The sequence below is a fragment of the Halomonas sp. BC04 genome, from assembly GCF_000568385.1.
In genome coordinates, this window is record NZ_AZQX01000177.1 from 1 (window position 1) to 12994 (window position 12994).

Annotated in this window: 11 protein-coding genes and 3 pseudogenes; all 14 read left to right on the top strand. The window is 53.9% G+C overall.

The window, feature by feature from the left end; all coding sequences use genetic code 11:
* A pseudogene (locus Q427_RS12440) lies at positions 1-135 on the top strand (NADH:ubiquinone reductase (Na(+)-transporting) subunit D); the annotation flags it as partial.
* A 1-nt stretch (position 136) separates the two neighbouring features.
* Complete coding sequence (gene nqrE, locus Q427_RS12445) at positions 137-754, top strand: NADH:ubiquinone reductase (Na(+)-transporting) subunit E (RefSeq protein ID WP_043514297.1); 618 nt, start codon at positions 137-139, stop codon at positions 752-754.
* 71 nt (positions 755-825) lie between these two features.
* Positions 826-2058 (top strand): NADH:ubiquinone reductase (Na(+)-transporting) subunit F, encoded by a 1233-nt coding sequence (gene nqrF, locus Q427_RS12450; protein WP_043514300.1) that lies wholly within the window; start codon positions 826-828, stop codon positions 2056-2058.
* Entirely contained in the window at positions 2055-2846 is a 792-nt protein-coding gene (locus tag Q427_RS12455; protein WP_043514303.1) for an FAD:protein FMN transferase, read from the top strand. The genes nqrF and Q427_RS12455 overlap by 4 nt, the downstream gene beginning before the upstream one ends.
* Positions 2847-2861: 15 nt before the next feature.
* Complete coding sequence (gene nqrM / locus Q427_RS12460) at positions 2862-3119, top strand: (Na+)-NQR maturation NqrM (protein WP_043514307.1); 258 nt, start codon at positions 2862-2864, stop codon at positions 3117-3119.
* A gap of 47 nt (positions 3120-3166) precedes the next feature.
* Positions 3167-4557, top strand: a pseudogene (sthA, locus tag Q427_RS12465) (Si-specific NAD(P)(+) transhydrogenase).
* 484 nt (positions 4558-5041) lie between these two features.
* Positions 5042-6130, top strand: coding sequence for a polysaccharide export protein (locus tag Q427_RS12470; protein ID WP_269321234.1), 1089 nt, complete (start codon positions 5042-5044; stop codon positions 6128-6130).
* A 122-nt stretch (positions 6131-6252) separates the two neighbouring features.
* Positions 6253-6759, top strand: coding sequence for a Wzz/FepE/Etk N-terminal domain-containing protein (locus Q427_RS34000; RefSeq protein WP_051496327.1), 507 nt, complete (start codon positions 6253-6255; stop codon positions 6757-6759).
* A gap of 5 nt (positions 6760-6764) precedes the next feature.
* Positions 6765-6905: pseudogene (locus Q427_RS36890) on the top strand (hypothetical protein); the annotation flags it as partial.
* Positions 6906-7061: 156 nt separating this feature from the next.
* A complete protein-coding gene (locus tag Q427_RS12475; protein ID WP_442905485.1) occupies positions 7062-8525 on the top strand; it encodes a polysaccharide biosynthesis tyrosine autokinase in 1464 nt (487 codons plus the stop codon).
* 46 nt (positions 8526-8571) lie between these two features.
* On the top strand, positions 8572-10374 hold the full coding sequence (locus tag Q427_RS12480) for an ABC transporter ATP-binding protein (protein ID WP_043514311.1): 1803 nt from the start codon (positions 8572-8574) through the stop codon (positions 10372-10374).
* Between the two features lie 52 nt (positions 10375-10426).
* On the top strand, positions 10427-11242 hold the full coding sequence (locus tag Q427_RS12485; protein WP_043514313.1) for a hypothetical protein: 816 nt from the start codon (positions 10427-10429) through the stop codon (positions 11240-11242).
* Positions 11243-11333: 91 nt separating this feature from the next.
* Positions 11334-12212 (top strand): hypothetical protein, encoded by an 879-nt coding sequence (locus tag Q427_RS31290; RefSeq protein WP_155833552.1) that lies wholly within the window; start codon positions 11334-11336, stop codon positions 12210-12212.
* Between the two features lie 111 nt (positions 12213-12323).
* Positions 12324-12899: a hypothetical protein gene (locus tag Q427_RS12495; RefSeq protein ID WP_043514318.1), complete on the top strand. Its 576-nt coding sequence runs from the start codon at positions 12324-12326 to the stop codon at positions 12897-12899.
* Positions 12900-12994: the final 95 nt, after the last annotated feature.

Consider the following 12994-nt stretch of genomic DNA (forward strand, 5'->3'; position numbering starts at 1 on the left):
CTGCTGCTGCTGCCGCCGTCGGCGTTCTTCATTATTGGTCTGCTGATCTGGGTGATTCGTGAAGCGCACCCCGAGCAGGTGGAAGAGAACGAGTTCGAGATGAAGCCCAATACTGCGCCGAAGGAGGCTGTGTAACATGGAACACTATATTAGCCTTTTCGTAGCCTCGGTCTTCGTCGAGAATCTGGCCCTGGCGTTCTTCCTGGGCATGTGTACATTCCTGGCGGTGTCCAAGAAAGTCTCGGCGGCCTTCGGCCTGGGTATCGCTGTCATCGTGGTGCTGACCATCTCAGTGCCGGTCAACAACGTCATCTACAATGGCCTGCTGGCGGAAGGGGCGTTGACCTGGACCGGTATCAGCGGTACGGAAAACGTCGATCTCTCCTTCCTGGGCCTGCTGAGCTATATCGGCGTCATCGCCGCCCTGGTGCAGATTCTCGAGATGTTCCTCGACAAGTATGTGCCCGTGCTCTACAACGCCCTGGGTGTGTTCCTGCCGCTGATCACCGTGAACTGCGCGATCCTTGGCGGCGTGCTGTTCATGGTCGAGCGCAACTACAACTTCGGCGAGTCGGTGGTGTACGGTTTCGGCTCCGGTGTGGGTTGGGCGCTGGCGATCACTGCCCTGGCCGGTCTTCGCGAGAGACTCAAGTACAGCGACGTGCCCGGTGGCCTGCAGGGTCTGGGCATCACCTTCATCACCGTGGGCCTGATGTCGCTGGGCTTCATGTCCTTCTCCGGCATTCAGCTCTGAGCCAGTGCGCGTTTCCGGCGGCGGCCGCCGCCGCCGGGAATCAGGTTACTCACAGCAAATAGGAAACCGACATGGTTGCAACATCTGTCATCTTGCTCGGTGTGTTCATGTTCACCCTGATCGTCATCGGTCTGACGTTGGTGATCCTGGCCGCTCGCAGCAAGCTCGTGAGCACCGGGGACGTGACCATCGAGGTCAATGGCGACCCCGAACACACTCTGAGCACCCAGGCTGGGGGCAAGCTGCTCGACACCCTGGCCGCCAACGGCATCTTCCTGTCGTCGGCCTGTGGCGGCGGCGGCTCCTGTGCCCAGTGCAAGTGCCGCGTGGAGGAGGGTGGCGGTGCCATCCTGCCCACCGAAGAGTCCCACTTCACCATGCGCGAGAAGAAGGAAGGCTGGCGCCTCTCCTGCCAGGTGCCGGTGAAGCAGGACATGAAGGTGGAGGTCCCCGAGGAGGTCTTCGGCGTCAAGAAGTGGGAGTGCGAGGTCATCTCCAACCCCAATGTCGCCACCTTCATCAAGGAGCTCAACCTCAAGCTGCCCGAAGGCGAGAACGTTGACTTCCGGGCCGGCGGCTATGTGCAGCTGGTGGCGCCGCCCTACGATATCAAGTTCTCTGACTTCGATATCGAGGAAGAGTATCGGGGCGACTGGGAGAAGTTCGACCTGTTCAAGCTCTCCCACAAGAACAACGAGGAAGTCATCCGCGCCTACTCCATGGCCAACTACCCGGAAGAGGTGGGGATCCTCAAGTTCAACATCCGGATCGCCACGCCGCCGCCCAACACCAACCATCCGCCGGGGCTGATGTCGACCTATGTCTTCAGTCTCAAACCGGGTGACAAGGTCACGGTGATGGGGCCGTTCGGTGAGTTCTTCGCCAAGGAGACCGATGCGGAAATGGTCTTCGTCGGTGGCGGTGCGGGCATGGCACCCATGCGCAGCCATATCTTCGACCAGCTCAAGCGACTCAAGACCGACCGTAAGATATCCTTCTGGTACGGTGCGCGCTCCTGGCGTGAAACGTTCTACAACGAGGAGTACGACAAGCTGGCCGAGGAGTATCCCAACTTCGAGTGGCACCTGGCGCTCTCCGATCCGCTGCCCGAGGACAACTGGGAAGGCCCCACCGGCTTTATCCACAATGTGCTCTACGAGAACTACCTCAAGGACCATCCGGCTCCCGAGGACTGCGAGTACTACATGTGCGGGCCGCCCATGATGAACGCCTCCGTGATCAAGCTCCTGCTTGATCTGGGCGTGGAACCCGAGAATATCCTGCTGGACGACTTTGGCGGATGATCTCACTCGCCTCACGGCGATTTTCAGGGCTGGCCCACGGTGGGCCAGCCCTGTTCATGTTCCTGCTGGTGATGCTGCCCATGGCACTGCTGAGTGCCTGTCGCAGCCATCTTCAGGAACAGCTGTACCAGGGCACCGCCCTGGGCACGGGTTACCATATCACCCTGTATGCCGATCTCGAGGCACACCAGCGCGAACGTATCGCGGTCGGCATACAAGGTGAACTGTCACAGCTCCAGCAGCAGCGAGAAGTCCTCCTTGGCACGCTGGCGGCTGCCTTTTCCGCTACCCCAGGGATATTGTCAGTTGCCCCGGTTTCGTTTGGCGACGAGCTGGAGCGCCTGATACACGCGCTTGCCGTCGATCGCCTCACGGAGTGGCTGACCGAGCATGACGTCGAACACATGATGGTCGAGGTCGGTGGCGTGATTCGCACCCGTGGACGACCACCCCGGGGAGGCTGGTGGCTCTCCCTGGAGCATGCGGGGATGCCGGAGCAGGGCGCGGGGCATCGAATCAACCTGACGGACGCGGCACTGGTGCACCGTCTGGTCAGGCCCACCCCGGTGGCGATTCCCACTCTGCCCAGAACCCTTGGCATCAGCGTGGTGGCTGAAACTGCCAGCGAGGCGTCGCGTCAGGCGCTGTTGCTGATGGCAGCCGAGCAGCAGGGTACGACACCCAGCCAGGCCCTGGCGATGGATAGTGCCGCCCGGTTCGTTGTCAAGACACCACAGGGTATTGAAATTCTCTACTCCGCGGCGATGGAGCCGTGGCTCGAGTACTAATCAGAGGAGCGCAACATGAATATCTTTTTCATGGTTCTAGGTTTCATGCTGCTTGTCATGGCTGCCATGGCGATTGGTGTGATCATGGGGCGCAAGCCCATTGCCGGCTCTTGCGGCGGGCTCAACAACCTGGGCCTCAAGGACGGCTGCGAGGTCTGCGGCGGCAAGGATGAGATCTGCGAGGAAGAGAATCGCAAGAACGGCCCCAGCGCCCGTCGCAAGAGTGACGAAAGCCGCGGCGCCGACCTGGGATATGACGCAACCCGGCGCTGATAGCCATCCTCAACCATTGAACTAGGGAAAAGGAGACGCGAGAGCCCATGGCAGTTCATAACTATGACGTGGTGGTGATCGGGACCGGTCCTGCCGGTGAGAGTGCGGCCATCAATGCCGCCAAGCATGGCAAACGGGTTGCGATCGTGGAGAAACAGCCGGCGGTGGGCGGCAACTGTACCCACTGGGGCACGATTCCCTCCAAGGCGCTACGCCACCAGGTCAAGCAGATCATGGCCTTCAATACCAATCGCATGTTCCGCGATATCGGTGAGCCCCGCTGGTTCTCCTTTCCCCGGGTCATGGAACGATCGCGCATCACCATCGACCAGCAGGTCGAGATGCGCACCCGCTTCTACGCCCGCAATCGAATCGATCTGTTCAGCGGTGTGGCACGCTTCAAGGACGAGCATACGCTGCTGATCCGTGATCGCCAGGAAGCACTGGAAGAGCTTGTCGCACAGAAGATCGTCATTGCCACCGGATCGCGGCCCTATCGGCCGGCTGATATCAATTTCCGCCACCCGCGCATCTACGAGTCGGATACCATCCTGAGCCTGTCGCATACGCCTCGTACCCTGATCATCTTCGGGGCGGGGGTCATCGGCTGCGAGTATGCCTCGATCTTCTCAGGTCTGGGCGTCAAGGTGGACCTGATCAATAACCGCGACAGCCTGCTCTCCTTCCTCGACGACGAGATCTCCGACGCGCTCTCGTACCACCTGCGCAAGCATGGTGTGCTGATCCGTCATAATGAAGAGCACGAGCGCGTGGAGGGCGATGAGTCCGGCGTCACGGTCTACCTCAAGTCGGGCAAGAAGCTGCGTGCCGATGCCTTTCTCTGGGCCAACGGTCGTACCGGCAATACCGACGAGCTGGGGCTCGAGAATATCGGCCTGGAGGCCAACGGCCGTGGGCAGTTGCAGGTGGACGATCATTACCGGACTTCGATTCCCCATATCTACGCCGCCGGGGACGTGATCGGCTGGCCGAGCCTGGCCAGTGCCGCCTACGATCAGGGCCTAAACGCCTGCGACGAGCTGCTCGATCGGGACTACCGCTACGTCAACGAGGTGCCCACGGGGATCTACACCATCCCCGAGATCAGTTCCTTCGGCCGTACCGAGCGCGAGCTGACCGAGGCCAGGGTGCCCTATGAAGTGGCCCAGGCCTTCTTCAAGGATACGGCCCGCGCCAGATCACCGGCGATACCGTCGGGATGCTCAAGATCCTCTTCCACCAGGACACCCTGGAGATCTACGGCATCCACTGCTTCGGCGACCAGGCTTCGGAAATCGTCCACATCGGCCAGGCGATCATGCAGCAGAAGGGTGAAGCCAACACCTTGAAATATTTCGTCAATACCACCTTCAACTACCCCACCATGGCCGAAGCCTATCGGGTGGCGGCGCAGAACGGTCTCAATCGGGTGTTCTGACCTCCTTCCAGTGTCTGAGTCAAAGTACTAGGTATTTCATCTTGCGCCGGTCGTTCCGACCGGCTTTTTTCGTGCTCCTGTTTCCTGACAGTAACACATTCCTTGGATAAATTTTTCGATGTATCTGTCTGCATAATCACAGAGTGGTGGTCGAAAAGGCTGTGATTGTCCGGTTTGTCGTCGAATAATCTTGTTCAAGGCAAAGTATGAGAAAAATGGTGAACGCAGAACCGCCCCATACAATGTAATCTTGTGTAGTCAGATGCAGTTCTTATGTTTTATTAAATAGTGTTCACGTGCGCTTGGCGCATGTGCACGGCGAGTGCATATCGGCTCCGGAGAACGCCATATAAAGACTCCCGGGCGGTAGCGTGGGAAAAACTTAGTTCTTTAGATATGGTTCAAAAAATATAATAACAAATCTCATCCAACGACATGAGATAAGGATGGCAAAATGTCACGTCTACGCAGGCTAAACGGAATAATGGCCATAGTGTTAATGGCAAGTCTTACTGGCTGTGTCATGGCGCCGGGTGGGCATATCGATTACAGCGCGGAGACGCCGGATATCGATCATCTGGTCGATATACAGGCCATCACCCCCCAGCTGGTGGCGCAGTACCGCCGTGAGCTCAACGGCGATGTGGCCACCCTGATGCCCGCCAGCCTGCGTGACGAGATCGAACACTATGAGTATCGGGTCGGCCCGGGTGACGTGCTGAGCATCGTCGTCTATGACCATCCTGAACTGACCATTCCTGCCGGTGCCGAGCGCAGTGCGGTAGAAGCGGGTAACACCGTGCGCCCTGATGGTACTATCTTCTATCCTTATATTGGCCGTGTCCAAGTTGGAGGTAGAACGACGGATGAGATCCGTACTCTCCTGACACGCCGCCTCGCCAGCTTTATTACCAACCCCCAGGTCGATGTCAGTGTCGCGGCCTATCGCTCTCAGAAGCTCTATGTCAGCGGCGCTATCGGTTCTGCCCGAACGCTACCGATTACCAGTGTGCCCATGACCGTCCTCGACGCCATCAGTGAGGTGGGCGGGGCTTCCGAAAACGGCGACTGGCACAACGTGATTCTCAATCGCGATGGCCGTAAGGAGTCACTGTCGCTGTATGCCCTACTGCGCGATGGCGATCAAACCCAGAACCGGCTACTGCGCGACGGCGATGTGCTGCATGTGCCCACCCGCGAGACCCAGAATGTCGCGGTGCTTGGCCAGGTGCGTTCGCCGGGCAACCTGAACCTTGGCAACGAGCGAATCACCCTCACCGATGCCCTGGCGAGATCCGGTGGAATAGACGAGATACGGGCAAGACCCTCGGGCATCTTCGTGATCCGCGTTCAGCCGGAAACAAGCGACAAGATAGCCACCGTCTATCAGTTGGATATCAATAACGCCACGGCCCTGACCATGGGTACCCATTTCCCGCTGCAACCGCAAGATGTGATCTACGTGACGGCGGCCCCGATATCCCGCTGGAACAGCGTGATCAGCCAGCTGCTGCCCTCGCTAACTTTCCCGGGAAGGATTTCTGGCACGGCGACGCAGCTCGGGGATCTTTAATCGCTGATGTTCGACACTTTTCTGGTGACCTGCCGCTGCAATATCTGTCGTAGCCCGGTAGCCGCCGCGATGTTGGAAGGCCGCTTGTGCCTGCCGATACACTAAAGGTCAATGATACCCTTATGTCTGATACAGCCCCACAGCCTCCTGCGGAAGAGGTGATCGACCTGGGCCGCCTGTTCGGCGTGCTGCTTGATCACAAGTGGATTATTGCCATTGTCACTGTACTCTTCATGCTCTTTGGCATCGTGCAGGGCAAGTTGGCAACCCCGATCTACGAGGGGGATTCTCTCGTACAGGTAGAGCGGCGCTCCACGGTCAGCCCGCTGGGGGACCTGAGCCATGCACTGGGCGGGGCCGGTGATCTCACTAATACCTCGGCAGAGATCCAGATTCTCCAGTCACGCATGGTGCTTGGCCATGCTGTCGATCGACTGGGCCAGGAGAACATTATCCGCCCGGTGACGATGCCCATCATTGGTGACTATGTGGTGCGTCAGGGCATCCAGCGCCCGGACTTTCCCATTATGCTGCCGTATATCAGTGACTATGTGTTGAGCAGCGGAATTCCTCAGCCCTCCTTCATGGAGCGCCAGCCTATGTATGGGGCGGTGAGAACCTCGAAGTAGCACGCTTCGTCCTGGCAGAGCACCGGCGAGGCCATGTCGTGGTCGTCGAGCGCGATAGCGAGGAGCGCTACCGCGTGATGCTCAATGAGCAGCACATTGGCGATGGCCATATCGGACAACTTCACACCTTCCTCGATGGCGAAATGGAACTGCTCATCGACGAGTTCAATGCCGCGCCAGGCGCCCAGTTCCGCTTGGCGAAGCGCAATCGCAATGGAGATATCCGTTCACTCGGTGGCAGGCTGCAGATTACCGAAGCCGCCGGGGGGCGTGGCTCACCAACCGGGGTGCTGCGTCTCACCATGACAGGTCCTGACCCGCAGGAGATCGTGCGCTCCCTGGACGCGGTGGCCGATACGTTCCTGACGCAGAATGTCGAGCGTCAGTCGGCCCAGGCCGAGCAGAGCCTGGCATTTCTGGAAGAGCAAACACCGGAACTACGCAGTCAGTTGACTGCCGCCGAAGAACGCCTCAACAGCTACAGGGCGGAGTTGGATAGCGTCGATCTGTCCAGTGAGGCGCAGGCGGCCGTCCAGCGCTATATCGATATCGAGCGCCGGATCAACGAGTTGGAATTCCAGGAAGCCGAAATGGCCCAACGCTATACGCATAGCCATCCCAGCTACCGCACACTGTTGCGACAGAAGCGCCACTTGCAGAATGAGAAATCTCAGCTAAACGATCGGGTCAACGAACTTCCGGCGGCTCAACAGGAGGTACTTCGCCTGACACGGGATGTCGAGGTGACCCAGGCAATCTATATCAATGTTCTCAATAAGGTGCAGGAACTTCAGGTCGCCAAGGCTGGCACCATCGGCAATATCCGTATCATCGACCGGGCCGAAATCAGGGGCATGGTCGCCCCCCAACGGTCACGGATCACGGTGTTAGCCACTCTGCTGGGACTAACCCTGGCAGTTGGACTGGTGCTGTTACGGGCCCTGTTCAAGCGCGGTGTAGAAACGCCCGACCAGATTGAATCGGCGGGTATGCCCGTCTATGCCACGATTCCACTATCGAACCAGCAGCAGCGCCTGGCACGCCGGGTCAAGCGCTGGAAGAACAAGCGCAACTCGGGGCGGGATATCATGGTCGGTGTGCTGGCTGAGCGAGACCCGACAGATAGCGCCGTGGAAGCGATACGAGGCCTGCGTACCAGTCTGCACTTCGCCATGCTCGAGGGGCGCAACCACCGCCTGATGATCTCCGGTCCCAGTCCCGGTGTTGGCAAGAGCTTCGTTTCCATTAACCTGGCTGCTGTGGCCGCACAGGCCGGCATGAAGGTGCTGCTCATCGATGCGGACCTGCGAAAGGGGCATATCCATCATGCTTTTCGCATGCGCGGCGAGCAGGGGCTCGCCGACTATCTGGCCAAGCAATTGGAACTGGACGATATCATTAAAGAAACCAGCATCGATAACCTGTCGTTTATTCCCCGGGGCAGGGTGCCGCCCAACCCTTCTGAGCTACTCATGCAACCCCGTTTCGTAGAAGGCTTGCTACAGCTTGATAAGCGCTATGACCTGATCATTTTCGACACGCCCCCCGTGCTGGCCGTGACGGATGGCTGCGTGGTCGGCAAGCACTGTGAAACTTCGTTGCTTGTTGCACGTTTCGAGAAAAATCCAGTTCGCGAGATCCAGGCGGCCAAGCGGCGTTTGGAAAGCAATGGCGTGGACGTACAAGGTGTCATTCTCAATGCCTTGGAGCGTAAAGCATCAACGGCAGCAAGTCACTATGGTTACTATCAATATAATTATCGCTAAAATGAATTGAGCAAAACATCTTAACTGGAAGCGGCGATCTATAGCTATGCTGTCAAATCTAAAAGATCTTTATTTTCTGCTGACCAAGGAGCAGCGCCGACGTCTTCTTCGATTGCAAGTGCTGATCGTGATCATGGCTATCGCAGAAGTCTCAGGTGTTGTCGCCATTGGCCCATTTATGGCATTAGTTGGTGATATGAGCCGTCTGGAGGGTGATGGGGTTCTGGCAAAACTGTATCAAATAAGCGGCTTCAGTGAGCCGACCGACTTCCTGTTCTGGCTGGGTGTGGCCGTGCTTGCAGCGCTGACTCTGGCTGCCCTGATCTCAATGTTTACCATTTGGCGACTATCGATGTATGCCCACCAGTTGGGTGCTGAGCTCAGTATACGGCTCTACAATCACTACATGCAGCAACCATGGCTATATCACGCCAACGGCAGCAGCACAAACTTGACGAGCAGGATTTTCCAGGAATGTCGACGTGTCACGGAAAATATCATTACACCTTTGCTTCATATCAACGCCAAACTGGTGATGACGACGCTGATGGCAGCAGCGATCTTCCTGTACAACCCATTGGTAGCGACGGTAGGGGTAGGCGTCTTTCTTGCCGCCTATCTGCTATTGTATCGTACCGTACGACGCCGCCTGTCTGCCAATGGGGCGTCCATTTCCCGCACTCAGGGTGAGCGCTTCAAGCTGATGATGGAAGGCTTTGGCGGCATCAAGGATGTCCTGCTGCTGGGTAGGCAAGCCGTATTCAATGAGCGTTTTGAAAAAATCAGCAGGCGGTATGGTCGTGCGAAGGGCATCAACAAGACCTTGGCTCAGGTACCGCGCTATGCAATGGAGCTGGTGGCCTTTGGCGCAGTCATCTTCCTGGTACTGTATCTGCTGGCAGCACACCACGGTAACCTCGGCACCATCCTGCCGATTCTTTCTGTATATGCATTGGCGGGCTTTAAGATTTTGCCGGCTTTTCAGATGATCTACTCTAATATTTCGACGATACGCGGCAATATGGCCGGCTACGAAAGTATTCGTGATGACCTCTATGCTAGCCGATATGCCGAGCATAACTCCCCTTCACCTCCCGAGCAGGCCGGCTATCTTGTGCCAAAAGAAAACATTGAGTTGCGTGATGTTGTCTTTCGTTATCCGAACAAGAGCAGTCCAGCGCTGGACGGTGTTTCATTGACGGTGCCTGCCAAACGGGTCATAGGCCTGGTGGGGTCGTCAGGATCAGGAAAATCCACAGCTATTGATATTATTTTAGGTTTGATAAAACCAGATAGCGGTGAGCTGTTGGTAGATGGACAACCGCTACTGGGAAGTAAAATGCGTGCTTGGCAAAACAGCCTGGGATTTGTTCCGCAAGCCATATTTCTCGCTGATGCCAGCATTAGAGAAAACATTGCATTCGGTCTGCCGCCTGAAAAAATAGACCCCGCACAGGTTGAGCGGGCTGCTAGTATGGCGAATCTCAATGAGCTGTTGTCACAACTTCCTGATGGACTTGATACACGGGTAGGAGAGCGGGGTATTCAACTTTCCGGAGGTCAAAGACAGCGGATCGGTATCGCTCGTGCGCTGTACAACGATGCGGAAGTGCTGATCTTTGATGAGGCAACCAGTGCCTTGGATGGTATTACCGAAAAGTTGGTAATGGAAGCCATCCACGATTTTTCCGGCAAGAAGACTATCATCATGATTGCCCATCGCCTGGCCACTGTAAAGCGGTGTGACTGTATCTATCTGATGGAGGAAGGGAATGTAATAGATGCTGGATCATATAATGACTTGGTCAAGCGAAACTTTCTCTTCAGGAAAATGGCTGATTTATCCTGACTGTTTCGTGATGCTGCTATGATTTTAACTTTCACTCCAGGAACTATTTTATATGGCCTCTAGAGTTGAAATGTTTGGCCCTATGGGGGCAGGAAAGTCGACTGTTTTAAAAGCGCTGTCGAAAAACAAGATTATTATTAAAAATAAAGATAAGATATTGACTCAAAGACAGATCGAAAAACTGGAATTTCTTGAACAAGTCAAACGTGACAGCATCTTGGAATATTTGGCTTACAAAGTATCATTTTTGTTTAATTTTGTTGAAGAGAAATTTATTTTCAAACACATCAATTCAGCGGCATGGCAAAGTATCAATAAGTATGAAGGACTGCCAGCTCTTGAAGACATATGGAGGGTGACGGTTGGCAACAGAAGGTATGCTTCAATTAATGCTGAGTTAGAACTTAAGAGAATGTTTTGGTTCGTAAAAGCAATTGCAAATTGTGCTCTTATGGAATCAAGTGACAAAGCCACGGTCGCGTTACAAGACGAATCCTTTATACAGAGAGGCATTAGCTTGAGCTTTCAGGATATCAACTATCACGAGAATCTGGAGCCATATTACACGATAATGCCACTACCCATCCTGGCTATCCATGTGACAGCGCCAGATAGTCTTCTGAAGACAAGGGTAGAAAAGCGTGACGGCAGCCAGAGCTCCGCAATTAAATATCTTAACAAATCTATCGAAATAAGCAAAGAGGTAGAGAGAATTCTGGAAAAGAGGGGGTGCGAGGTTTTCAGTATCAATACCGCTGTACCAGTATCTGATTACATCGATAGTCTTGCAAAGCACATCATTAAAATCTCGGAAAATACGCTGTTTAGCGAATTTGACTTCCGTGAAAAATCCCATAAAGAGCTTTGATTGTGCCTGGTATATTGATTGTCATGCGGCTCTTTTACTATGAGAAAAAGTGGTTTCGTATGACCCGAATTGGACGCATGAAGATGATCATATGAACAAGCAGATAGTCAAAACTGTCAGAAAAATTTTGTCTAGCGTCGGATTGAGTATTTATGCGGTAAATGAATCCTTCGTGGACTTCCGTTACCAGTTTCCAGACCCCAGGATTGCCGCTGTTTATTATAAGCCGGTAGTCATGATGGCAAAAGTCAAGGATGCCAGATGGAAAGCTAATGGAAGTGCGATTGATCACACCCACCCCATTGTTAAGATCCTTCGCCAAGCGGCTGATTCAAGTGATCGAAGCAAATTTGAAAAGTTGATCCGAAATCAAATTTTCGATTACTATGCTGATTATCAGCCCAGTGGATTGTGGGAATGTATTGGAATTAATTATTCCTCGAAATTTGATGAACTTCCACTACCGAGCCATACTAACAACCCGCCGTGGCCATGGTCACTCTATACTTATCTGAAAGATGAAAAATCAGCCGTCATCAAAAATGGTAAATTGGTAAAATCTTTGGCAAAAGAACATGGAGTACAACATTGGGGTCCTTCCAGCAGGAGCAAGATAGAGGCAGAAATATGGAAATTTGGAAGGTTGTTTGAATCCATCAGAAGAAATGGATTCATAGATTCCCCAAGTCATCGGGGAGGTTTTGTTGAAGCAGACGTGCTGGTGAATAACGAAGGAGATTGGAGGTGGATGATAGAACAGGGCCAGCATAGAGTGATGATGTGTGCTGTGCTTGATATAGCCGAGATCAATATCAAAGTCAGGAGGGTATTAACTGAAGAGGCGATTGAATACTTTCCTCATGTAATAAGTGGGCTCTATTCACTTGATCAGGCTGGGGATATTTTTCATAGAGTGATAGGGAAAAAAAATATGCTCGTATCAAAACTGCAACCTGAAGAAAATCGATAAACAAATACACTGGGAAGAAAAGCGGGGGCGCCGATGATTCCAAGTCTTCAAACAATTATAAACAACTGCTTAATTACCTGTAACGCGCTTGTTCCGACTCATGGCTGGCCCTTGAAGAGCAAGTGGAAGACCTATTGGATTGATCCCAAAAAGATTGTCTTGATGCAGGCGGGCGAGCCGAGGAGGGGCTTTGATAAAAGAGGTAGGATATCCATACTGCGTTACGGGAAGGTCTTGTCTGGAGACTGGGATCTGAAAACCTTACCCATAAAGGATACTGCATTATATCGAGGAATATATCAGAGATTCTGCCTGGGAATGAAGTGGAGTAAGACTGATCTATATCCATCCCGACTGAAGATTGAACATCCTGCATCGTCAACCAATGCGTGGGTAGAAAAAGCTGATGATCATGCGTATTTTTTTCGAAAAATGAACAATATAGAAAGCCTATATAAGTCCATCAGCAAGAGAAAAATTGATGAGAAAATGATAAAAAGAAAAGGGTTCTATAAAGACTTTATGTTCATCAATGTGGGGCGAAGTGGTGAGTTGATCAGAAATTCGGGTGGACTGCATAGGTTGATTATCTGCCAGATTCTTGAGGTAGATAGAATACCGGTGTATGTGCATACGATACACCGAGAGGCATGTCCCCACCTTGAGCAAGGTGTTATAGTGTTATAGGAAGAACAATGATTCATCAGTAGTGTGCTGAAAAATTGCTTGGCTCAAGTATATCGACATGCCTGATCACATCTTTGAGAAAAGTCGCAGGGAAA

Bases quoted from the DNA above. Each gene is read 5' to 3' on its own strand.
- Q427_RS12455 (WP_043514303.1), top strand. From the start codon at position 2,055: ATGATCTCACTCGCCTCACGGCGATTTTCAGGGCTGGCCCACGGTGGG.
- nqrF (WP_043514300.1), top strand. From the start codon at position 826: ATGGTTGCAACATCTGTCATCTTGCTCGGTGTGTTCATGTTCACCCTG.
- Q427_RS12485 (WP_043514313.1), top strand. From the start codon at position 10,427: ATGGCCTCTAGAGTTGAAATGTTTGGCCCTATGGGGGCAGGAAAGTCG.
- Q427_RS31290 (WP_155833552.1), top strand. From the start codon at position 11,334: ATGAACAAGCAGATAGTCAAAACTGTCAGAAAAATTTTGTCTAGCGTC.
- Q427_RS12475 (WP_442905485.1), top strand. From the start codon at position 7,062: ATGACAGGTCCTGACCCGCAGGAGATCGTGCGCTCCCTGGACGCGGTG.
- Q427_RS34000 (WP_051496327.1), top strand. From the start codon at position 6,253: ATGTCTGATACAGCCCCACAGCCTCCTGCGGAAGAGGTGATCGACCTG.
- nqrM (WP_043514307.1), top strand. From the start codon at position 2,862: ATGAATATCTTTTTCATGGTTCTAGGTTTCATGCTGCTTGTCATGGCT.
- nqrE (WP_043514297.1), top strand. From the start codon at position 137: ATGGAACACTATATTAGCCTTTTCGTAGCCTCGGTCTTCGTCGAGAAT.
- Q427_RS12480 (WP_043514311.1), top strand. From the start codon at position 8,572: ATGCTGTCAAATCTAAAAGATCTTTATTTTCTGCTGACCAAGGAGCAG.
- Q427_RS12470 (WP_269321234.1), top strand. From the start codon at position 5,042: ATGGCCATAGTGTTAATGGCAAGTCTTACTGGCTGTGTCATGGCGCCG.